The organism is Halopseudomonas salina, from assembly GCF_008641105.1.
Genome location: NZ_VTTI01000016.1, coordinates 1 through 20,900 on the forward strand (window position 1 = coordinate 1; position 20,900 = coordinate 20,900).

At 60.6% G+C, this 20,900-nt stretch carries 16 protein-coding genes; 7 read left to right on the forward strand and 9 right to left on the reverse strand.

The genetic code is table 11. The features are described from left to right. Window positions 1-768: 768 nt before the first annotated feature. Together FZF01_RS18170 and FZF01_RS18175 are read right to left on the reverse strand one after the other, a co-directional pair. On the reverse strand, window positions 769-2,391 hold the full coding sequence (locus FZF01_RS18170; protein ID WP_150279363.1) for an outer membrane protein assembly factor BamB family protein: 1,623 nt from the start codon (window positions 2,389-2,391) through the stop codon (window positions 769-771). A 645-nt stretch (window positions 2,392-3,036) separates the two neighbouring features. Further along, the gene (locus FZF01_RS18175; RefSeq protein WP_150279364.1) at window positions 3,037-4,872 is read right to left on the reverse strand and encodes an ABC transporter ATP-binding protein; all 1,836 of its coding nucleotides are present in this window, start codon (window positions 4,870-4,872) and stop codon (window positions 3,037-3,039) included. Between the two features lie 210 nt (window positions 4,873-5,082). Between FZF01_RS18175 and FZF01_RS18180 the strand changes: the two genes are divergently transcribed. Next, window positions 5,083-5,349, forward strand: coding sequence for a GIY-YIG nuclease family protein (locus FZF01_RS18180; RefSeq protein WP_223825560.1), 267 nt, complete (start codon window positions 5,083-5,085; stop codon window positions 5,347-5,349). Window positions 5,350-5,921: 572 nt separating this feature from the next. Here FZF01_RS18180 and FZF01_RS18185 read toward each other — a convergent pair. Both FZF01_RS18185 and FZF01_RS18190 read right to left on the reverse strand, forming a co-directional pair. Continuing rightward, window positions 5,922-6,596, reverse strand: coding sequence for an SGNH/GDSL hydrolase family protein (locus FZF01_RS18185; RefSeq protein ID WP_150279366.1), 675 nt, complete (start codon window positions 6,594-6,596; stop codon window positions 5,922-5,924). A 447-nt stretch (window positions 6,597-7,043) separates the two neighbouring features. Then, on the reverse strand, window positions 7,044-8,396 hold the full coding sequence (locus FZF01_RS18190) for a class II 3-deoxy-7-phosphoheptulonate synthase (protein WP_150279367.1): 1,353 nt from the start codon (window positions 8,394-8,396) through the stop codon (window positions 7,044-7,046). Window positions 8,397-8,454: 58 nt separating this feature from the next. On the opposite strand from FZF01_RS18190, the gene FZF01_RS18195 reads away from it, so the two are divergent. After that, window positions 8,455-9,339, forward strand: coding sequence for a spermidine synthase (locus FZF01_RS18195; protein WP_150279368.1), 885 nt, complete (start codon window positions 8,455-8,457; stop codon window positions 9,337-9,339). A gap of 12 nt (window positions 9,340-9,351) precedes the next feature. Here the strand turns inward: FZF01_RS18195 and FZF01_RS18200 are convergent, their stop codons facing one another. Then, a complete protein-coding gene (locus FZF01_RS18200; RefSeq protein WP_150279369.1) occupies window positions 9,352-10,194 on the reverse strand; it encodes a sulfurtransferase in 843 nt (280 codons plus the stop codon). 98 nt (window positions 10,195-10,292) lie between these two features. On the opposite strand from FZF01_RS18200, the gene FZF01_RS18205 reads away from it, so the two are divergent. After that, a complete protein-coding gene (locus FZF01_RS18205; protein ID WP_150279370.1) occupies window positions 10,293-11,477 on the forward strand; it encodes a CaiB/BaiF CoA transferase family protein in 1,185 nt (394 codons plus the stop codon). A 66-nt stretch (window positions 11,478-11,543) separates the two neighbouring features. Beyond that, window positions 11,544-12,698: a DUF5610 domain-containing protein gene (locus FZF01_RS18210; protein WP_150279371.1), complete on the forward strand. Its 1,155-nt coding sequence runs from the start codon at window positions 11,544-11,546 to the stop codon at window positions 12,696-12,698. A gap of 14 nt (window positions 12,699-12,712) precedes the next feature. Here the strand turns inward: FZF01_RS18210 and FZF01_RS18215 are convergent, their stop codons facing one another. Then, complete coding sequence (locus FZF01_RS18215; protein ID WP_150279372.1) at window positions 12,713-13,201, reverse strand: SprT family zinc-dependent metalloprotease; 489 nt, start codon at window positions 13,199-13,201, stop codon at window positions 12,713-12,715. Window positions 13,202-13,323: 122 nt separating this feature from the next. Between FZF01_RS18215 and FZF01_RS18220 the strand changes: the two genes are divergently transcribed. After that, window positions 13,324-14,622, forward strand: coding sequence for an MgtC/SapB family protein (locus FZF01_RS18220; RefSeq protein WP_150279373.1), 1,299 nt, complete (start codon window positions 13,324-13,326; stop codon window positions 14,620-14,622). Here FZF01_RS18220 and FZF01_RS18225 read toward each other — a convergent pair whose 3' ends face one another. The 3 genes from FZF01_RS18225 to FZF01_RS18235 all read right to left on the reverse strand — a co-directional run bounded on the left by FZF01_RS18225 (window position 14,623) and on the right by FZF01_RS18235 (window position 16,596). Further along, window positions 14,623-15,090, reverse strand: a complete 468-nt coding sequence (locus FZF01_RS18225) for a flavodoxin family protein (RefSeq protein WP_150279374.1) — start codon at window positions 15,088-15,090, stop codon at window positions 14,623-14,625. Window positions 15,091-15,130: 40 nt separating this feature from the next. Continuing rightward, window positions 15,131-15,418, reverse strand: coding sequence for a hypothetical protein (locus FZF01_RS18230; protein WP_150279375.1), 288 nt, complete (start codon window positions 15,416-15,418; stop codon window positions 15,131-15,133). Window positions 15,419-15,570: 152 nt separating this feature from the next. Next, complete coding sequence (locus tag FZF01_RS18235) at window positions 15,571-16,596, reverse strand: hemolysin family protein (RefSeq protein ID WP_150279376.1); 1,026 nt, start codon at window positions 16,594-16,596, stop codon at window positions 15,571-15,573. A gap of 285 nt (window positions 16,597-16,881) precedes the next feature. Here FZF01_RS18235 and FZF01_RS18240 point away from each other — a divergent pair, with 285 nt between their 5' ends. Further along, on the forward strand, window positions 16,882-18,216 hold the full coding sequence (locus tag FZF01_RS18240) for an MFS transporter (RefSeq protein ID WP_150279377.1): 1,335 nt from the start codon (window positions 16,882-16,884) through the stop codon (window positions 18,214-18,216). Next, window positions 18,200-20,464, forward strand: coding sequence for a glucosylglycerol-phosphate synthase (ggpS, locus tag FZF01_RS18245; RefSeq protein WP_150279378.1), 2,265 nt, complete (start codon window positions 18,200-18,202; stop codon window positions 20,462-20,464). Before FZF01_RS18240 ends, ggpS begins: the two co-directional genes overlap by 17 nt. Window positions 20,465-20,900 lie beyond the last annotated feature (436 nt).

The following is a 20,900-nucleotide window of genomic DNA, read 5'->3' on the forward strand; positions in this document are numbered from 1 at the left end:
CCCCGCGTTCGCGAGGATGACGTTTGCGGGGAGGTTGGCGTGAGTTCTCGAGGATGACAACCATACCTCGTCATTCTTGCCACTCCCCCGTCATTCTCGCCGTCCCCCTCGTCATTCTCGCGAACGCGGGAAACCATTTTGACCTTGGTGCAGATAGCACGTCACCCGCCAGACAAGGCACCATCCCGCTTTTTTTACCCCCTGAAAATGGATCCCCGCGTTCGCGAGGATGACGTTTGCGGGGAGGTTGGCGTGAGTTCTCGAGGATGACGGCCATACCTCGTCATTCTTGCTACTCCCCCGTCATTCTTGCCACCCCCCCGTCATTCCCGCCACCCCTCTCGTCATTCTCGCGAACGCGGGAAACCATTTTGACCTTGGTGCAGATAACACGTCACCCCGCTAAACAAGGCACAACCTCGCGTTTTTTACCTCCTGAAAATGGATCCCCGCGTTCGCGAGGATGACGTTTGCGGGGAGGTTGGCGTGAGTTCTCGAGGATGACGACCATACCTCGTCATTCTTGCCACTCCCCCGTCATTCTCGCCGCCCCCCTCGTCATTCTCGCGAACGCGGGAAACCATTTTGACCTTGGTGCAGATAACACGTCACCCCGCTAAACAAGGCACAACCTCGCGTTTTTTACATCCTGAAAATGGATCCCCGCGTTCGCGAGGATGACGTTTTCGGGGAGGTTGGCGCTAGTTCTCCGCGACGGCGTCTGCGAGTAGTTTCGCGTGAGTTCTCCAGGATGGCGTTTTCCAGGGCTCAATCTTCCTGAGCCTCAACCCCAATCTTATAAAGCCCATTATCCACGTCAGACGTGAAATACAGCATTCCATCCGCCGCTATCTCCACACCCGTCGGAATCCCGCTGGGCGGCATGCCGGGGCCGGCGGGGAAGCCGATGGGGAGGTCGCTGGCCAGTACGCTTTGCTCTCCGGTGGCCGGGTTCAATTTGATCAGGCGTTTTGCTGCCGTCTCGGCAATCACGAAGCTGCCGTCCGCCGCCTGGGCCAGTCCTTCGGGCATTTGCAGGTCTTTCGCCAGGCGGGTGATTTCGCCGCTTGTGGGGTCAACGCGGGTCAGGAAACCGCCGGCTTCGGTCAGGTAGAGTTGGCCGTCCTGTCCGCGGATCATCTGCACCGGGCCATAGAGGTCCTTGGTCAGTGTGCGTTTGGTCTTCAGGTCGTCGCCGGACAGGTGCACCAGTGTGCCGCTGCCCATCTCGCTGACCACAATGCTGCCGTCATCCAGTTCCACGGCATCGGATGGCGCATTCAGGCCATGGACCATGGCGAGGGTGCTGTTGTTGGCGCGGTCGATCAAGTGCAGGGTGCCGGTGGAGAAGCTGGTGAGCAGCAGGGCGTCCTTGCCCAGATTCACTGCCACCGGGTATTCAGCGTCGGATCCGTGGGCGCGGCGGAGGTCGGTTACCTTCCCGCTGGTGGTGTCCACGGCGCGGAAGGCGAAGATATCGGCGACATACAAGGTCTTGCCGTCTTCAGACAGTGCGGTGCCTGCCGGTACCGCGAGCTCGCCGCTGGTGATCAGCTTGATCTCGCCAGTGTCGGGGTTGACCTGCTGGATGGAGTTGTCGGCCATGTTGGAGATGTAGATGCTGTCCTGGGCGTCGATTGCCAGGTTGTCGAGAGCGGTGCTGAGCTGCGCGACCATCTCGGAATCACCTGTTGCGGTATCCACACGCATCAGCTTGCCGGTCAGGGTGTCGACTGCGTAGAGGTTGCCCTTGGAGTCGAAGTTGACTGCCGCAGGGGTGCCAAAGCCATCGGCGACGGTTTCGAGTGTGCCGTCAGTCGGATTGATCTTCACGACCTGGCCTTTGAACCACAGCGGGCCGTAGATCCAGCCGTCGCTGCCGACCTCAAAGCCATTGAATCCGCCCATGTCCTTGTTGATCAGCCGCGGCTCTTTTTCGCCCTTGGGGTCGATCTCCCAGAGAGCGTCGCCAAGAAAGACCTGGCTGGCATAGAGCTGACCGGTTTTCTGGTTGAAGGCGATGGAGTTGATGCCGGGCAAGCCCTCGGCCAGGATCTTGGTGGGAGCCTCATCGTTCTCACGGTACATGATCTTGCCGAGATAGAAGCCTGTCCAGGCCATTTCCCCGTTGGGACCGATCGCGATGTCATCCGCCTGTCCCTCATCCGCGCCGACCAGCACGCTGGCCTTGCCGGTTTCTCTGTCTACCTGGTAAATGCTGTTACCAACCACACTCCCAGCCAGCAAACGCCCCTGATTATCAACGGCCAGACCGTGCACGCCCTTGAATTCAGAGGGCGCTACCAGGGTTTGGGGGGCGGAGTATGTGGCAGCGAGGGCGCTGGCGGAGATCAGGCTGGCCAACAGAGTGGCGGGGAATAGAGCTTTCATGGGGCATCCTTGTTGTTAGTGTAATTGCTCTATATTAGCCGGGATTTTCGGGCCAGGTGGGTTTTATGGGCGGGGCTGATGATGGGGGATAGAGTGGAGTGAACCAGATGGGGAGTGGCGGAGTTTCGTCTCGGGTGTGGGTCTGGGAGTGGCCGAGTTTCACCTCGGGCGTTGGTCTGGGAGTTGCCGAGTTCCATCTCGGCGGTTTTGTCTGGGAGTTGCCGAGTTCCATCTCGGCCGTGGGTGTTTCAGGCAGGCATTTTGTCGAGGTGGAACTCGACATTCCCGGAGTAGCGCGTCGCCGCCTGGGAGTGCGGGGTCGAGGTGAAACTCCGAGTTCCCAGAAAACCTCGTCATCCTCGCGAACGCGGGGATCCATTTTCGGGGTTTCTAAATGGCGGGATTGTGCCTTTTTGGGCGGGGTGCTGTGTTGTCTGCGCGAAGGTCAAAATGGTTTCCCGCGTTCGCGGGAATGACGGGGTGTGGGGCGGGAATGACGGGTGAGTAGGGCGGGAATGACGGGGTGTGGACAGGGATGACGAGGTATGGCCGTCATCCTCGGGAACTCACGCCAACCTCCCCGAAAACGTCATCCTCGCGAACGCGGGGATCCATTTTGACCTTGACCTTGACCTTGGCCTCGGCTCACTCCACATCCTCCCCCAAAAAACCACCCGACTGCCGCGCCCACAACTGCGCGTACAAGCCGCCGCGCTCCAGCAACTCACTGTGGGTGCCGTCTTCGATCACGCGGCCCTGGTCCATCACTACCAGCCTGTCCATCGCGGCGATGGTGGAGAGGCGGTGGGCGATGGCTATTACTGTTTTGCCCTGCATCAGAGTGTTCAGGCTTTCCTGAATGGCGGCTTCGACTTCGGAATCCAGTGCGGAGGTGGCTTCGTCGAGGATCAGGATGGGGGCGTCCTTGAGCATGACGCGGGCGATGGCGATGCGTTGACGCTGGCCGCCGGAGAGTTTGACGCCGCGCTCGCCAACGTGGGCATCGAAGCCGCTGCGGCCCTTGGCGTCTTCCAGGTCGCGGATAAAGTGGTCGGCTTTGGCCTGTTTGGCGGCTTTGATCAGCATGTCCTCATCCGCATCCGGGCGGCCGTAGAGGATGTTGTCACGGACCGAGCGATGCAGCAGGGAGGTGTCCTGGGTGACCATGCCGACGTGCTGGCGCAGTGAGTCCTGGGTGACCTCGGAGATGTTCTGGCCGTCGACGAGAATCTGGCCGCCTTCTACGTCGTAGAAGCGCAGCAGCAGATTGACCAGGGTCGACTTGCCCGCACCGGAACGTCCTACCAAACCGATCTTCTCGCCGGCGCGAATGGTCAGGTGCAAGTCTTCGAATACGCCCTGTTCCTTGCCGTAGTTGAAACGCACATGGTCAAAGCGGATCTCGCCCTTGTCGACCAGCAACGGTTGGGCGTCGGGGCGGTCGTTGACCAGTTGCGGACGGGAGATGGAGTTGATGCCGTCCTGCACGGTGCCGATGTTCTCGAACAGCGCGGACAGCTCCCACATGATCCACTGGGACATGCCCCACAGCCGTAGCACCAGGCCGGTAGCCACCGCGACCGCGCCTATGGTGGCGGCTTCGTTGATCCACAGCCAGATGGCCAGGGCGGTGACGCTGACCAGCAACAGGCCGTTGAGCATGTACAGCAGGCTGTTGACCCAGGTGACCAGGCGCATCTGCCGGTAGACGGTGTGCATGAAGTCGCCCATGCCTTCGCGGGCGTAGGTGGCTTCGCGGCGGGAGTGGGAGAAGAGTTTGACCGTCTGGATGTTGGTGTAACTGTCGACGATACGGCCGGTCATGATCGAGCGCGCGTCTGCTTGCTCCTCTGCCACCTTGCCCATCAGCGGAATGAAATAGCGCATCAGCAGGATATAGCCGAGCAGCCAGGCGAGCATCGGCAGGGTCAGGCGCCAATCAGCGATACCCACGACTACCAGCGTGCCGAGAAAATACACGACCACGTAGTTGAGCACGTCGATCAGCTTGATCACGCATTCGCGCACGGCGAGGGCGGTCTGCATCAGTTTGGTGGCGATGCGGCCGGCGAACTCGTCCTGGTAGAAGGCCATGGACTGCTTGAGCAGGTAACGGTGCACCAGCCAGCGGATGCGCATGGGGTAGTTGCCCATCAGCGTCTGATGGCTGACCAGGGAGTTGGCGAGGATCATCAGGGGCAGAAGGACTAGGACCAGTGCAGCCATGCCCGCGAGTTTCCAGCCCTGATCCTGCAGTAGCGTGGCGCGGTCCTGGACCGAGAGCCAGTCGACGATATTACCCAGAAAGCTGAACAGCCAGACTTCGGTGGCGGCGATGGCGGCCATCAGCAGCGCGGCGGTACCCAGGTAGCGCCAGGTGCCACGGGTGAAATACAGGCAGAACGCGAGCAGTGTGCGCGGTGGTTCCTGGGGTTCTTCCGGGGGGAAGGGGTCGAGTCTTTTCTCAAACCAGCGAAACATGGAAGCGCCCTGTGCGGTTGAAGCGAGGGCGGCATTATGCGGGCTGGGGTAGGGCCTGCTCAAGGGTACAGATGTGACGGGCTATGCCCGGACTGTACCGGTTTCCGTTCGTTTTGTGAGGTGATTCCGTGATTGGTCGGGGTGGTCGGGGTAGGGTGGGGGCTGATCTGGACAGGGAGGTTGAGGATGAAACAGCCGGCGGTTTATTTGATGGCTTCGAGTCGTCGCGGGACTTTGTATGTTGGTGTGACATCGGACCTGGTGCAGCGGGCCTGGCAGCATCGGGATGGTGTGCTGGGCGGCTTCACCGAGCGCCATGGCGTCAAGGAGCTGGTTTGGTACGAGCAGCATGGCTCTATGGAGGCGGCGATTCGTCGGGAGAAGGCGCTGAAGAAGTGGCGGCGGGAGTGGAAGTTCGAGTTGGTGGAAAGCGGTAATCCTGATTGGCGTGATCTTTGGGGTGAGATTTTGGGGTAGTGTGTTTGCCCGCTTTCATAATGCTTAAACCCGCTTTTTTACACCCTGAAAATGGATCCGCGCGCACGCCCCCTCGTCATTCTCGCGCACGCGGGAATCCATTTTGATGTTGGGGGGAGCAGCATCGGACCCCGCCACATATTGCACAAACCCGCTTTTTTACACCCTGAAAATGGATCCCCGCGTTCGCGAGGATGACGTTTGCGGGGGGATTGGTCTCAGTCGGCGGGGATGACGTTTGCGGGGGGATTGGTCTCAGTCGGCGAGGATGACGTTTGCGGGGGGATTGGTCTCAGTCGGCGGGGATGACGTTTGCGGGGGGATTGGTCTCAGTCGGTGAGGATGACGTTTGCGGGGGGATTGGTCTCAGTCGGCGAGGATGACGTTTGCGGGGGGAGATTGGTGTTGGTTCGCGAGGATGACGTTTTTAGAGGAGTCGGTGTTGGTTTGCGAGGATGATGGTTTCGGGGAGATTGGTATCAGTCGGCGAGGATGACGTCATTCCCGCGCACGCCCCCTCGTCATTCTCGCGAACGCGGGAATCCATTTTGACCTTGTTGCAGATACCCTCCTTACAACGCCTGCTTGATCAGATCAGCCAGTACTCGCGAGCCTTCGGCGGTGGGGTGGATGCCGTCGTTTAGCAGGTAGCGGGCTTCGTTGCCGTTGAAGGCCTGGCGGACGTCGATGAAGGTGATGCCCAGGCCGGCGTAGGTGGCGGCTTTGCGGTTCATGCTGTAGTTGTTGATTTCGCGCAGTTCCGCGGCGTTGCCGGTGCCGTTGTAGTAGCCCAGGAAGATGATGTTCTCAATGCCGTCGGCGCGCATTTGCTGGGCGAGTTGGGCGATGCGGTCTTCCAGGTCGTTGAGCAGGGGCATGCAGCGGGTTAGGGAGGGGGCGCAGCTGTTGAGCTGGATGTCGTTGCCGCCGCCGTTGAAGATCACTGTCTTGATGCCGCTCTTGTTGGCATTGGCGTATTGGGCCGGGATGGCGTAGCGGCTGCGGCAGATGAAGTTGCCGCCGATCATCTGGCATCCGGAGCGGGCGCTGGTGTTGATGGTTTTGTCGAGGTCATCTTCCAGGTAGCGGTGAATGTCGCCTGACAGGGCGAATACCGAGTCGCCGACGATCAGGGTGTCTACTGGTGCAACCGGTGCGGGGTTGAAGGCCTGGGCGTTGCTGAGGCAGAGCAGTGAGACGAACAGGACGGTGAGGCTCTGGCGCGTCATGCGCAATAGCGTAGTCATTGGATATCCTTTTGTTGGTTTTGTCTGAGAGCCATACTGCTGAAATGGCTCGGAAAGGATACGACTATGGATTTTGGAGTAAAGCACCCAAACAGGTGATTCAGGCTTCGAGGTCGGTCAGGGGGCGGGGATGGCTGAGCGCTTCGCGGCGGGGACGTCGCTGCTGTCGGGGGTTGTAATGCTCAAACCCGCTTTTTTTACACCCCTAAAATGGATCCCCGCGTTCGCGAGGATGACGTTTGCGGGGAGATTGGTGTGGGTTTGGCTGTCATTCTCGCGCACGCGGGAATCCATTTTGATGTTGGGGCAGCATCGAACCCCGCTACATATTGCACAAACCCGCTTTTTTAAACCCTGAAAATGGATCCCCGCGTTCGCGAGGATGACGTTTGCGGGGGGATTGGTCTCAGTCGGCGAGGATGACTTGTGCGCGAGGCCCTCTGTTCTCTATCGCCGGGCTTTTTTCAGGGTTTCGGCGATCATGAACGCCAGTTCCAGGGACTGGTCGGCGTTGAGTCTGGGGTCGCAGTGGGTGTGGTAGCGGTCGGAGAGGCCGGCTTCGGTGACCGGGGTGGCGCCGCCTATGCATTCGGTGACGTTCTGGCCGGTCATTTCAATGTGAATACCACCGGCCCAGGTGCCTTCGGCCTTGTGGACGGCGAAGAACTGTTCGACTTCCGTGAGGATCGCGGCGAAATCGCGGGTCTTGTAGCCACTGGAGGCTTTTATGGTGTTGCCGTGCATGGGGTCGGAGCTCCATAGCACCTGCTTGCCTTCCCGCTCGATAGCGCGCACCAGGGCGGGCATGTGGGCTTCTACCTTGTCGGCTCCCATGCGTACGATGAGATTCAGGCGGCCGGGGTCATTCTCGGGATTCAATACGTCGATCAGGCGCAGTAGCTCGTCCGGGTCGGTGCTGGGGCCGGTCTTGACGCCGATCGGGTTGTTGATGCCGCGCATGAATTCCACGTGAGCGCCGTCGGGCTGGCGGGTGCGGTCGCCGATCCAGAGCATGTGGGCGGAGCAGTCGTACCAGTCGCCGGTGAGGCTGTCGCGGCGGGTGAAGGCCTGTTCGTAGTTCAGCAGCAGGGCTTCGTGGGCGGTGAAGAAGGATGTTTCGCGCAGTTGTGCGCTGCTGTCCAGGTTTACGCCGCAGGCGCGCATGAAACCGAGGCTTTCGTCGATGCGCTCTGCCATGTGTTCAAAGCGGGCGCTGTTGGCGGAGCTGGCGATGAAGTCCAGGTTCCACTGGTGCACCTTGTCCAGACTGGCGAAGCCGCCCTGGGCGAAGGCGCGCAGCAGGTTCAGGGTGGCGGTGGACTGGTGGTAGGCCATCAGCAGGCGCTGGGGATCGGGCGCGCGGCCGGCAGCTTCAAAGCCGATGCTGTTGATGATGTCGCCGCGGTAGGCGGGCAGGGTGATGTCGCCCTGGACTTCATCATTGGCCGAGCGCGGCTTGGCAAACTGCCCGGCCATGCGGCCTACCTTTACCACCGGACAACTGGCGGCAAAGGTCATGACCACGGCCATTTGCAGCAATACCTTGAAAGTGTCGCGGATCTTGGGTGCAGAGAATTCGGCAAAGCTTTCGGCGCAATCGCCGCCCTGCAGCAGAAAGGCGCGGCCCTGGGTGACTTCGGCAAACTGTTTGCGCAGCTCTCGCGCTTCTCCGGCAAACACCAGCGGTGGATAGCCTGCCAGCGTCTGTTCGACCTGGGCGAGTGCGTTGGCGTCGGGATATACCGGTTGCTGAATGATGGGTTTGCTGCGCCAGCTGTCGGGGGTCCAGTTTGCGGTCATGGGGTCTCTGCTGTGGGGTATCGGGTGTAAGTCTTGAGCCACGATGGTAACCTGAGACATGCCATTCAGACACCCTATACCTTTGATCGAGCGGCTTTATCGGCGGCTCGGCGCCTGGTTTGCCGCTGCCCGGGGAGGGCGCACCATGTCCCGCCTTGATGCTCTCGACGACAACCAGCCAGAACAGCTTCTGGCCGAGATCCGTGACGATTTCGGCTCCCTGCGGCTGACCGAGGCGGGCGCTTACCGCTTTCTGTATTTTGGTGAGCAGACCGAGCAGAGTTGCACCTTTACGGCCGATCCGGCGTGGCTGGAATACGATTACACCCGGGCAATGTTGCTGGCGCTGTTCTGGAAGACCCGGCCGCAGCGCGTCACGCTACTGGGGCTGGGCGGTGGTAGCCTGAACAATTGCGTGCTCAGACATTTTGAACCCGAGCAGGTCACGGCGGTTGAGTTGCGGCCTGCCGTGGTCGATGCCGGCTACCGCTGGCTGGGGCTGAGTCAGGATCCGCGCCTGAGGATCAAGATTGGTTGTGCGGAGCAGTACATCAGCGAGTCGCCGGCCAGTTGCGATCTGCTGTTTGTCGACCTGTATATGGAAGGCGGCATTTCCCGTCTGCAATTGCAGGCCGAGTTCTTTTCTCGCTGTCACAAGGCCCTCAGACCAGGCGGTTTGCTGGTCATCAATCAGTGGCAGTTGGGTAATACCGGCCAGCCTTATGCCGGCCGCATGCTGCAACAGCTGTTCGGCGACCACTATCTGCAGGTGCCGGTGGAGGAGGGGAATATCCTGTTGCTGGTGCCCGAATCCGGGGAGCTAGCCCTGGAAAAGTCGCTGATGGACGACTGGGCAGACGACCTGGAGCCGCAGCTGGGGTATTCACTGCGGCCCTACATCCAGGCCCTGCGCCGGGCGTCTGACGGCCCGGCATTCGACTAAGGCCGGCGCGGGTTACTCACCCGTGGCGACGGGTCTGCCCGGATCAGTTATCCAGTGGCTCCAGGAGCCGGCATAGAGCCTTGGCTCAGGTAGCCCTGCCTCGACTGCGGCCAGAATGGTATGGCAGGCGGTGACGCCGGAGCCGCAATAGGCGACCAGTTCAGCATCTCCCTTTGTCCAGGGTTCGAAGCGTTTACCCAGCTGCTCGTTGTCCAGCCAGTTTCCATTGTCATTCACATTGGCGGCGCAGGGCAGATTGGCGGCGCCGGGAATATGGCCGGCCACCGGGTCGATCGGCTCGGCCTCGCCGGTAAAGCGCGCAGGCCCGCGGGCATCCAGCAGTTGCAGCGATGGGTCGTCCAGGCGGCGGTGGATTTCGTCGGCATCTATCAGTTTTCCGTTATCCGCACGGGCGACAAAATTGCCCTCCGCCACGGGGCGCGGTGTTTCCTGGGTGACCGGCAGGCCTGCCTCTTGCCAGGCTTTGAAGCCACCGTCGAGGATTCCTACTCGCCCGTGATCCAGCCAGCGCAGCATCCACCAAAGCCGAGAGGCGAAGAGCCCGGGGCCGTCGTCATAGACGATCACCTGGGTGTGCTGATTGACTCCGGCGCGGCGCAGCAGGGCTTGCATTTGCTCGGGCTCAGGCAGCGGATGCCGACCGGTTTCACCGGGTATAACAGGTGCGGAGAGGTCTTCGTCCAGATGCAGGTAGCGGGCGCCGGGGATATGCGCCGCGGCAAACTCGCTACGGCCCTGGGCCGGTTGATCGAGGGAAAAACGCACGTCAAAAATACGCACGTCGGGTTCTTCCAGCCGCTGGGAGAGGCTGTGCACATCGATACGCTGGGTCATGGGGCGGCACTCCGAAAAAACACTGTCTACAAGCTACAAGCAGGACGGGGTAAGCTACAAGCGACAAATTGTCGCCAAAACAATAAACAGGAGCTGCCATGTCAGGCCCCCTCGCATCCCTGAAGATTCTCGATTTTTCCACCTTGTTGCCAGGCCCCTTTGCCTCCCTGTTATTGGCGGACATGGGCGCCCAGGTGCTGCGGGTAGAATCCCCCGACCGGGTGGATCTGACCCGCGCTCTGCCGCCCCACGTAGACGGCACCTCTGCCAGTCACGCCTATCTGAACCGCAACAAGGACTCCATCGGCCTCAATCTCAAGGCGCCGGAGGCCGTGGATGTGGTGCGCCGGCTGGTGATGGAATACGACGTGGTAATCGAGCAGTTTCGCCCCGGTGTCATGGACAAGCTGGGTGTGGGTTATGCGGCGCTGAAGGAGATCAACCCGCGGCTGATCTACGTGTCGGTGACCGGCTACGGCCAGACCGGGCCCTACCGCAATCGCGCCGGCCACGACATTAATTACCTGGCGCTCTCCGGCCTGGCCAGTTACACCGGCCGGCGCGATAGCGGGCCGGTGCCTCTGGGAATGCAGGTGGCGGATGTGGCCGGCGGCTCGATGCATGCGGTGACCGGTTTGCTGGCGGCGGTGATTCACCGGCAGCAGACCGGGGAAGGGCAGCATGTGGATATCAGCATGACCGATTGTGTGTTCAGCCTGAATGCGATGGCCGGTGCCGCCTGCCTGGCCGCCGATCAGGAGCCGGGGCTGGAATCAACTATGCTCAATGGTGGCAGTTTCTATGATTACTACCAGACCCGCGACGGTCGCTGGATGGCGGTGGGCAGCCTGGAGCCCCAGTTCATGCTGCAGTTGTGCGAGTTATTGGGCTGCCCCGAGCTGGTGGCGAAGGGGCTTTCGCCGTTGCCGCAGGACCGCGAACTGGTCAAGCAGACGCTGCAGGATGCCTTTGCCAGGGAAGATTTTGCCCATTGGCAGGCGCGTTTTGCCGAGATTGATGCCTGCGTGGAGCCGGTGCTGAGCCTGAGTGAGGCCGCCGAGCATCCGCAGCTGCAGGCTCGCGGGCTGGTGCAATCTGTGCCTTTGCCCGGCGGTGAGCGGACCCAGCGACAGATTGCCTGCCCTATCGTGTTTGGTAGTGGCCTGGATGCCCCGCGACATATCGGCAAACAGCTGGGTGAGGACAGCATGCGTGTGTTGCGCGGGCTGGGTCTTACGGTGGAGGAGATCGAAGGTCTGCGGGCTGCCGGAGCCCTGGGGTAAAACGACGGACGGTCATACAGTAAAAGGGCATCTGGCCGATACAGTGGTCAACTGGAGGTGTACCCAATGAGCCAATCCAATTCGATTACCCCAGGTGGCGTGCGGCAGACCGCGCCATCCCAAGCCAATGCCGCACGTCAGATTGACGGGCAGAAGACCCTGGCCAACCGGCTTGCCGAGCAGATGGGCCTCAAGCCAGGCAGTCTTGCCGGCAGCGCCGATAATTTCTCCCCCGGGAAGGTAGCGGAGCGTGTGCTCGGCTTTATCGGCGGGCGGCTGGAAAGCGCCAAGGCCGCCGGCGAAGACACCAGTAAGCTGCAGACCATGTATGACCAGGCTGCCAAGGGCGTGGAGAAGGGCTTCGAGGAGGCGCGCAAGATTCTGGATGGCATGGGTGTGCTCAAGGGCAAGGTGGCTGCGGACATCGACGACACCTGGCAGCGCATCCAGACCGGCATGGCCGAGATTGCCGAGCGGCTGCTGCCAAGTGCCGAGCAGAACGGCCGCGGTGAGGGTGTATCACTCTCTGCCAGTGCCAGCCGTTTCTCTGCACAGGCCCAGACATTTGACCTGGAAGTTACCACGCGTGAGGGCGACCGCCTGCGCATCAGCATCGCCCAGGCATCAGCCAGCCGTTCTGATAGCCAGGTGACCGCGAGTAGCGGACCGCAGGGTAGCCGGGTTGCGTTGAGTAGCCAGAGCAGCCAACTGCAGGTCGGCGCCTGGCAAGTGGAGGTGCAGGGCGACCTGAATGATGCCGAGCGCGAGTCGCTGCAGGATCTGCTGGGCCAGGTGCAGGATCTGGCTGGCGCTTTCTATGCCGGGGATCGCCAGGGTGCCTTTGACCGGGCCCTGGCGCTGGATTTGGATGGCAGCCAGTTGGCTTCCATGTCACTCAATCTGACCCAGACCAGCGTCCGCCAGGTGAGTGAAGCCTATGGCCGGGTATCGGGTCAGGGAGCGCCGGCCAGTGCGGCGAATAATGATCTGCGTGAATACGCCCAGGGGCTGGTCGATGCCTTGCGCACGGCCAGTGAGCTTTCCGAATCCGGCAACGAATTACTGCGTGGCTTGCTAGACGGCGGTTTTGCCATCGATGAACGCTTTGATCAGCCGCGCCTGGAAAAGGCCATGGATCTGAACCAGCGGTTGCTCGAGGGGTTGCAGGCCCTGCAGACAAATCCGCAGTCGCAAGCTGAACCTGAGCAGTCCGCAGAGTAATCGAGGTGTGCTGTTCAGGCTGCGCCCTGGCGACCGGTGAAGTGCAGCATGTCACCACACAGCCGGCATTGGTAACGCCGTCCACGTTTGACCAGCGCGTGACGCTGGGGCGTAAAAGGCACGTGGGCGGGGCAGCCGCAGCGGTATAGATATCGGGTCCCGCGCCGGCGCTGCACCGGGTAATCGTGGCAGCGGGTGGCCGGTAGCTTGAACAGGTCGGTCATCACCGCCTGCCATTCCCGGCCGTGGGGGCGGATGCGGGCCCCGAATACCTCATGGGCGATCAGATGGGCTACCTCATGGGGCACCGTCTGCAGCAGAAAATCCTCGCTGTGATCCCGGTACATCTGCGCGTTGAAGCGCAGCAGATTCCGTCCCAGATAGGCTACCCCGGCCTTTTGACCGCGCAGGTCCAGGTCTACCCGCGGGCGTTCGAACTTGCGCTCGAAACGCTCCTCCGCCAGCCGGTAACATTCTTCGAGACGTGCCATGAGCTTATCCATCCGGCCAGTATAATCGGCCAGCCTGTGATGCAGAAGCACGGAGAGGGCGTCTCTGCTATGTTCAGCAGATTATGTTCAGCAGATTATGCTCAGCACAATGTATAGGGAAGGAAAACACATAGATGATGGAATACGCAGGTGAGATCCCCGGTCTGCTGGTCGCTCTGGCGGTCGGTCTGATCATTGGTTTTGAGCGTGGCTGGCAAACGCAGAACGAGCATGGCGGAGCCGGGAGCCGGCGCGATGCGGATAATGACAACGACGACGCCATGGCCGCCATGGGGATTCGCACCTTTGCCCTGCTGGGTTTGCTGGGAGGCGTTGCCGCCAGGCTGACCGGTGCGACCTCGGTGTGGGTGTTGGCCGCGGTATTGCTAGGCGTAGCTGCGATGCTGGTGGTTGGCTACCTGCAAACGGTGCGAACAACCGGCGACATCGGCGCCACCACTGAGGTAGCAGCGCTGCTCACCTGCGCGCTGGGCGCAATGGCCGTGCTGGACATGCAACTGGAAGCGGTCATCGCCGCGGTGGGTGTGGCGGTATTGCTGGGTTTCAAGCGGGAGATCCACGGCGCGCTGCAGAGTCTGTCCAGACACGAGCTGACAGCCTCCCTGCAGTTGCTGGTGATCATGCTTGTGGTGCTGCCGCTGCTGCCGAATGAGGCGATGGGACCCTGGGACAGCCTCAACCCGCGGGTGATTGGCTGGTTGGTACTGCTGGTCGCGGGCATCGGTTTTGTGGGTTATTTTGCAGTGCGGATTTTGGGTGATCAGGTGGGGCTGACCCTGACTGCCTTTCTCGGTGGTCTGACCTCAAGCACGGCGTTAACGCTGAGTTTTTCGCGAATGTCAGCCACGGATACCCGCCGCCAGGCGCTGCTCGGCGCTGGCATTGCCTTGGCTTGCGGCACCATGGCGCCCCGGGTGCTGGCCGAGGTGGCCATTGTCAACCGTGATCTGTTGATGCCTCTGCTGCCCGGCATGATCCTGCTGGGGATTATTCCCCTGGTGGCCATGGCTGTAGTGCTGTGGCGCTTCAAGGGGGGGGAAGTGGAACACCAACCGGCGATGAGCAATCCCCTTGAACTGAAATCGGCCCTGTTGATTACCGCTGCCCTGGCAGTGGTATTTGTAATGTCGAATGCGGCGCAGGAATGGTTCGGCGACAGGGGTATTTACGCTCTTGCGGTGCTGTCGGGTATTGCCGATGTGGACGCTATTACCGTGGCGCTGGCCAACCAGGCCAACGACGGGCTGTCTGACACCGTTGCAGCGCGGGGTATTTTGCTGGCGTCACTGACCAATACCCTGGTCAAGGCGGCCATCGTTCTCTTTGTCGGGGGCTGGTCCCTGGCGCGCTGGGCCAGCAGCATTCTGGTGCTGGCGGTTGCTGCTGGCGCCACGGGCTGGATCTGGATCTGATCAGATGATGCCGGCGTCCAGTGCGGCGGCCATGAACTTGCCCAGCTCCTCGGTCTGATCAAGAAAGCCGTCATCCCATTGGCCCTTGAGAACCAGTGGGTCCTGCACCCATGACCAGCGCAGGCCGGTGACAATCGATTGTATGGCGCGGCGGGTGCCGGTACCGTCCTGGCCGGCGCGAATGAATGCGGCACAGGGCATGCCCTGCTTTTCCTCGAGCACGGGGTAGTAGCATCGATCAAAGAAATCCTTCAATGCTCCGCTCATGTACGCGAGGTTTTCCGGCGTGCCGAGAATAATGGCGTCGGCCGCCAGAACGTCACCTGGCTTGGCTTCCAGCGGTGGCTTGTAGATTACCTCGACGGTGTCGCCGGACGCCTGGCGTGCGCCGGTAATGACAGATTCAACCAGGCGCCTGGTGTTATCCGAGGGCGCATGGGCGACGATGAGGAGTGTCTTGTCGGTCATATCAGTCTCCTGTTGCTTTGGCTGCGTGCTGCTGCGGCTGTCAGCGGGAGCCCCAGACCCGGGCTACGGCACGTTCGGTGCCGAGCCAGGCGACAATGATGGCAAACAGGCCAACGAGGCCGAATATACCTATGGGCAGCAGTACAGCGGGATCAGTTCCTTCCGGTAGCAATACGGCCAGGCCAGTCGCCAGGGCCAGGAACAACAAACCGGTAACCCAGAGAATCAAACGGGCCTTGGGGGTATAACGATAAGGCTGGTCACCCCCTTCAAGCCGGTCAAGCAGAGGGGCAAAGAGTTTTCTGGCATATGTTCTGGGGGTCGGCATGGAGTGTCCGGTGGGTTTGAAAAAAGTCGTTTAGTGGTGCGTCTGTGAATAAGTGTAGCTGCTAAGGGCGGCCGGATGAAGTTCAGGATTGTTCGCTTTACGGCTACGGAGCTAATAAAAAAGCCAGGCACTGGGCCTGGCTTTGAAGTTGATCAGCTGGTTTTGCTGTCTTTCAACCGATGCTCCCAGCGACGTCTGGCAAAGCGGCGCATGTTGGGAATGTCGTCGGTCTCGTCCATGATCGGTTTGCCGATAATGGCTTCAACGATGTCTTCCAGGGTGACCAGACCCTGCCAGCCGCCAAATTCATCGTAGATCAGGCTCATGTGTTGACGTTCCTGCATGAGCTGGGTCATCAGGTTTTCGGCGTTCATGCTTTCCAGCGTGACCTTGATCGGCTTCATGATGCTGGAAACGGGCTGGGTGTCATCTTCGGCCATCAGGGCGTCATAACGGAACACCACGCCTAGCGGGGATTCGTCCGTGTCGACTACGGGATATCGCGAAAACTGACTTTCCTTGATGCGCAGTTTCAGGTCGGCAATGCTCTCATCGGGCAGTGCCGAGTCGCATACGATCCGCGGCGTCATGATATCCCGGACCTTCACATCATGCAGGTCGAGGATATTGCTGATCACGCGCTGTTCATCATCGTCCAGCTTTTCCAGTTCACGGCCAAGCATGGCCAGGGCTTTGATCTCCTGACGAATGTCATGCTCCGGCGGTTTGCCGCCAAACATTCTCATCACCACATCCGAGAGCATGATGAAGGGCTTGAGAATCAGGATCATCAGGCGCAGCAAGGGTGGCAGAAAGGGCGCTATGGCGCGCCAGTAGCGCGCACCGATGGTCTTGGGCACGATTTCCGAGAGCACCAGAATCAGCAGCGTCATGACCGCCGAGGCGATACCCAGGTAGCCGTCGCCGAAGACCACGGTCACCTGTGCACCTACACCGGTTGCACCCACAGTATGGGCAACGGTATTGAGCGTCAGGATCGCAGCAAGGGGCTGGTCTACGTTGTCTTTGAGATGCTTGAGCCGCTCATAGAGCTTGGGCTTTGTCTGCTTCTGATGGGCTATGTAGCTTGGGGTCAGAGAGAGTAGTGCGGCTTCCAGAATCGAACAGATAAACGAAACCAGAATGGAGAGGACAGCGAAGGCTATCAGGAGAGTCATTGGGTCCTGTTGAGGGTGGCCGGGAAGATTCGCAATCTAGCCGAAGACATTGAAAAAGTCATCAGATATTCGGGTGAAAATACGGTTTTCTTTTCGCAATATCGATTGGTTATTTGCACGCCGTGACGGGCGCCAACGAGCGATGAATCTCTCCAAGTGCTGGTAACCACCCCCTGGCTGGGGTATGGTTTTTAGCACAAAGACATAATTTTCAAGCACTTCGCCATTATTGGCATTTTTGCACTCCCTGCCTGGATCCATTTTGCAATACAGGGATTCAGATTCATGATCAAGATTCTGCTGCCTATCGCAGCCCTGCTTTCCGGTATCGCGCTGCTGCTGCTGGGTACCGGACTGCTCAACACCCTTCTAGCCCTGCGCGGAAGCGGTGAAGGCTTCACTGACCAGACCCTGGGTCTGCTCGGCTCAGCCTATTTTGCCGGCTTTATTCTTGGCACCTGGCTGTGCCCCAGACTGATCCGGCGTATGGGCCATGTGCGCGCATTCGCCTTTCTGGCCGCTGCCGAAGCTGTTTCCGTGCTGGTGCATGCCCTGCTTGTCGATCCGATTACCTGGCTGATTCTGCGGATGATAACCGGTGTCGCGCTGGTGGGTATCTATACGGTGATTGAGAGCTGGCTCAATACCCAGGCACCACCGGAGCGTCGCGGCCAGGTGTTTGCCATCTACATGGCGGTAAACCTGGGATCGCTGGCCCTGGCCCAGCAGCTCTTGCGCCTCGACAGCCCCATGACCTTCACTCTGTTTGCCCTGGCGACAATGCTGATCACTGCAGCGCTGATGCCGGTGGTGGCCACGCGCCTGTCCCAGCCGGCCATTGGCAATACCAAGGGATTGTCATTGCGCCGGCTCTGGGAAGCGGCGCCGGTGGCCTGTAGCGCAGCGCTTTTGTCGGGACTGGCCATGGGCGGGTTCTGGGGGCTGGGCGCGGTGTATGCCGGGCGCATGGGTATGGACACGCCGCAGATCGCGACATTCGTTTCTCTGGTGATTCTTGCGGGCGCCGCATTGCAGTGGCCGCTGGGTATGCTGTCTGACCGCACCGACCGGCGCATGGCCCTGGCGATTATTTCTGCCATTGCGGTTGCCGGTGGTTTGTTGATGGCTCTGCTGGGGCCATTCGGGCAGTGGCTATTGCTGGCCGCAGCAGTGTTCGGCGGAGGCTCCTTTGCCGTTTACCCCGCTGCGGTGGCTCATCTGATCGACCATCTTCACCACGAAGATATTCTCTCTGGCAACGCGTCCCTGCTGATGCTGCACGGGCTGGGGGCGGCGATCGGCCCGGCACTGGCCGGCTGGCTGATGGGCATGACGGCGCCTCTGGCACTGCCATTGTTCTTCGCGGTGATGTTCGGTTTCTGTGGGCTCTATGCGTTGCTTCAGGCGCGGCGCGGGGCCGATCGAATCGTTGACGCACCGGCACACTACATTCCCATGGTGCGCACCTCCAGCGAGGTGCTGGGCATGATGCTCGAGGACGCCGAAACGGATTCGACGCATTCAAACACGACCTCTTCAGAAGCTGCGTCTACAGATACTGCCTCTTCAGAAACTAGCCCTTCAAATATTAGGAGTACCGCCAATGATTCTGGCCACTGATCTTGATGGAACCTTCCTCGGCGGCGACCCGGATAACCGCCAGCGACTGTATCAGCTGATTGATGCTCACCCCGGCATCAAGCTGGTGTTTGTTACCGGGCGCGGTCTGGAGGTGGTGGTACCGCTGCTGTCTGATCCGGCCATACCGCGTCCGGATTACATCATTTGTGATGTGGGTGCCACTGTGGTGGACGGGGAAACTCTGCAGGCTGTGTATCCGCTGCAAAGCGAGATCGAGGCGACCTGGCCCGGCGAGCAGGTGGTGTTGCAGTCGATGGCCGGCTTTCCGGGTCTGGAGCGCCAGAACGTACCGCAGCAACGCCGCTGCTCCTACTTCTGCGAGCCCGGCGCAGTGACCGACGAGATTCATCAGGTGGCCGAAAAGCTGGGCTGCGATGTGCTGTTTTCCGCCGATATGTATCTGGATCTGTTGCCCCGCGGGGTCAACAAGGGCAGCACGCTCAAGCGTCTGATTGCCCATCTGGAGGCCGAGTTTGATGATGTGCTGGTGGCTGGCGATACGCTCAATGACCTGTCCATGTACGAGCAGGGCTTCAAGGGCGTGTGCGTTGGAGAGTCGGAAGCGGGTCTGCTGGAAGCCACCGGTGATCGCGCCAAGGTATTGCATGCCAAGCTCAGCGGCTGTGGTGGCATCCTCGAGGCCTTGGGGCATTTCGGCTTTCTGGGGCCGGTGGGTATCGATTCCGAATTGCCAGGGCTAGGTATCAAGGGCAAGGCAGACCTGGTGATGGTCTACCACCGGCTGCCCTACGAGGAGGTGGTCAAGGATGGCCAGCTTATCCGTCGACCGCCGTCTTCGCCCAACGGCATATTGCCTACACTGCTCAGTTTTTTCGCCCAGGGCCAGCAGGGCTCGTGGGTCGCGTGGTCAGTACATGATCCGCGCAAGGATCGCGCGTTCGAGGTGCACACCACGGTCGACAAGGAGCGTTACGCTAATCTGGTTGCCGCGCGTGTGGCGCTGAGCAAGAACGATGTGGATGTGTTCTACAAGCGCTTCTCCAAGGAAGCTTTCTGGCCGACGCTGCACACTTTCTGGGAACGGGCTATTTTCCGGGAAGAGGACTGGGCGGTATTTCTCAAGGTCAACCAGTTGTTTGCCGAGCGCACGGCAGCCGAAGCCGCCGAGGGTGCTGTGGTCTGGTTGCATGACTATAACCTGTGGATGGTGCCAGCTTATTTGCGCCCGCTGCGGCCGGATCTGACCATTGCCTTCTTCCACCATACCTACTTCCCGTCGGCGGACGTTTTCAACGTCTTGCCCTGGCGGCGGGAGATTATTGGCAGCCTGCTGCAGTGCGACTACATCGGGTTTCATATTCCACGCCAGTCCGAGAATTTTGTGGACGTGATACGCGGGGTGGCGCCGGTCGAGGTGCTGAGCAGTCAGGATTGCGCACCGCGTTTTCTGACCTATGGCTGCGCGGTGGGGCTGGACCGCATGACCCGCAGCGTATCGGTACACGGCCGACATATCGGCCTGGGCGCGCACCCGGTCGGGCTGGATATCGGACGCGTCAAGGAAGTGATCGACCAACCGGATTGCCAGGCCGAGATGGAAAAACTGCGCGAACAGCTCAAGGGGCTGCGTGTGGTGCTCTCGGTTGAGCGCCTGGACTATACCAAGGGAATTCTGGCCAAGATGTTGGCCTTTGAGGCGCTGCTGGAGGCCCATCCGGAGCTTGTCGGCAAGGTGTCGCTGTTGACCATCTGCGTGCCCGCAGCGGCGGAGATGACCATCTATGACACGCTTTTGCAGCAGATCGAGCAAGCGGTAGGACGTATCAATGGCCGGTTCTCCCAGGTGGGTTGGACGCCGGTGCATTTTTTCTACCGCGCCTTCCCGTTCCGCGATCTGATCGCCTATTACCTGATGGCCGATGTGATGTGGATCACGCCGCTGCGCGATGGCCTCAATCTGGTCGCCAAGGAGTATGTGGCTACCCAGGGGCTATGCGAGGGCAGCGGGGTGCTGGTGCTCTCGGAGTTTGCCGGCGCCGCCGCCGAACTCCACGGCGCCCTCCTGACCAACCCCCACGATCCCCATGACCTACGCGATACCCTGTATGTAGGCCTGACCCTCGGACGCGCAGACCGGGAGTCCCGGATTCGCTCGATGTTTGCGATTGTGCAGCACAACGATATCAAGCGCTGGGGAGATGAGTTCCTGGAGTCGGTGCAGGATAGCCGGCGTGAGGGTGTCGAGTATCTGGCCGGGAAGGGCTGAGCCCGGGAAAGTGGAAGGTCAAAACGGATTCCTGCGTGCGCGGGAATGACGAGATCCAGCCTCCGTCATCCCCGCAAACTCACGCCAACCTCCCCCCCAACATCATCCCCCTGAACTCACGCCAACTCCCCCCACAAACGTCATCCTCGCGAACGCGGGGATCCATTTCCGGGTTTATAGAAAGCGGGTTTGTGCCTTATGTGACGGGGTTCGGTGCTGGCTGCATCAAGGTCAAAATGGTTTCCCGCGTTCGCGAGAATGACGAGGGAGGTGTGCGCGGGAATGGCGAGGGGGGCGGGAATGACGAGATCCAGCCTCCGTCATCCCCGCGAACTCACGCAACCCCCCCCCCCACCAAAGTCATCCCCGCAAACTCACGCCAACCTCCCCACAAACATCATCCCCGTGAACTCACGCCAACTCCCCCCACAAACGT

Bases quoted from the DNA above. Each gene is read 5' to 3' on its own strand.
- FZF01_RS18170 (WP_150279363.1), bottom strand. From the start codon at position 2,391: ATGAAAGCTCTATTCCCCGCCACTCTGTTGGCCAGCCTGATCTCCGCC.
- FZF01_RS18175 (WP_150279364.1), bottom strand. From the start codon at position 4,872: ATGTTTCGCTGGTTTGAGAAAAGACTCGACCCCTTCCCCCCGGAAGAA.
- FZF01_RS18180 (WP_223825560.1), top strand. From the start codon at position 5,083: ATGGCTTCGAGTCGTCGCGGGACTTTGTATGTTGGTGTGACATCGGAC.
- FZF01_RS18185 (WP_150279366.1), bottom strand. From the start codon at position 6,596: ATGACTACGCTATTGCGCATGACGCGCCAGAGCCTCACCGTCCTGTTC.
- FZF01_RS18190 (WP_150279367.1), bottom strand. From the start codon at position 8,396: ATGACCGCAAACTGGACCCCCGACAGCTGGCGCAGCAAACCCATCATT.
- FZF01_RS18195 (WP_150279368.1), top strand. From the start codon at position 8,455: ATGCCATTCAGACACCCTATACCTTTGATCGAGCGGCTTTATCGGCGG.
- FZF01_RS18200 (WP_150279369.1), bottom strand. From the start codon at position 10,194: ATGACCCAGCGTATCGATGTGCACAGCCTCTCCCAGCGGCTGGAAGAA.
- FZF01_RS18205 (WP_150279370.1), top strand. From the start codon at position 10,293: ATGTCAGGCCCCCTCGCATCCCTGAAGATTCTCGATTTTTCCACCTTG.
- FZF01_RS18210 (WP_150279371.1), top strand. From the start codon at position 11,544: ATGAGCCAATCCAATTCGATTACCCCAGGTGGCGTGCGGCAGACCGCG.
- FZF01_RS18215 (WP_150279372.1), bottom strand. From the start codon at position 13,201: ATGGATAAGCTCATGGCACGTCTCGAAGAATGTTACCGGCTGGCGGAG.
- FZF01_RS18220 (WP_150279373.1), top strand. From the start codon at position 13,324: ATGATGGAATACGCAGGTGAGATCCCCGGTCTGCTGGTCGCTCTGGCG.
- FZF01_RS18225 (WP_150279374.1), bottom strand. From the start codon at position 15,090: ATGACCGACAAGACACTCCTCATCGTCGCCCATGCGCCCTCGGATAAC.
- FZF01_RS18230 (WP_150279375.1), bottom strand. From the start codon at position 15,418: ATGCCGACCCCCAGAACATATGCCAGAAAACTCTTTGCCCCTCTGCTT.
- FZF01_RS18235 (WP_150279376.1), bottom strand. From the start codon at position 16,596: ATGACTCTCCTGATAGCCTTCGCTGTCCTCTCCATTCTGGTTTCGTTT.
- FZF01_RS18240 (WP_150279377.1), top strand. From the start codon at position 16,882: ATGATCAAGATTCTGCTGCCTATCGCAGCCCTGCTTTCCGGTATCGCG.
- ggpS (WP_150279378.1), top strand. From the start codon at position 18,200: ATGATTCTGGCCACTGATCTTGATGGAACCTTCCTCGGCGGCGACCCG.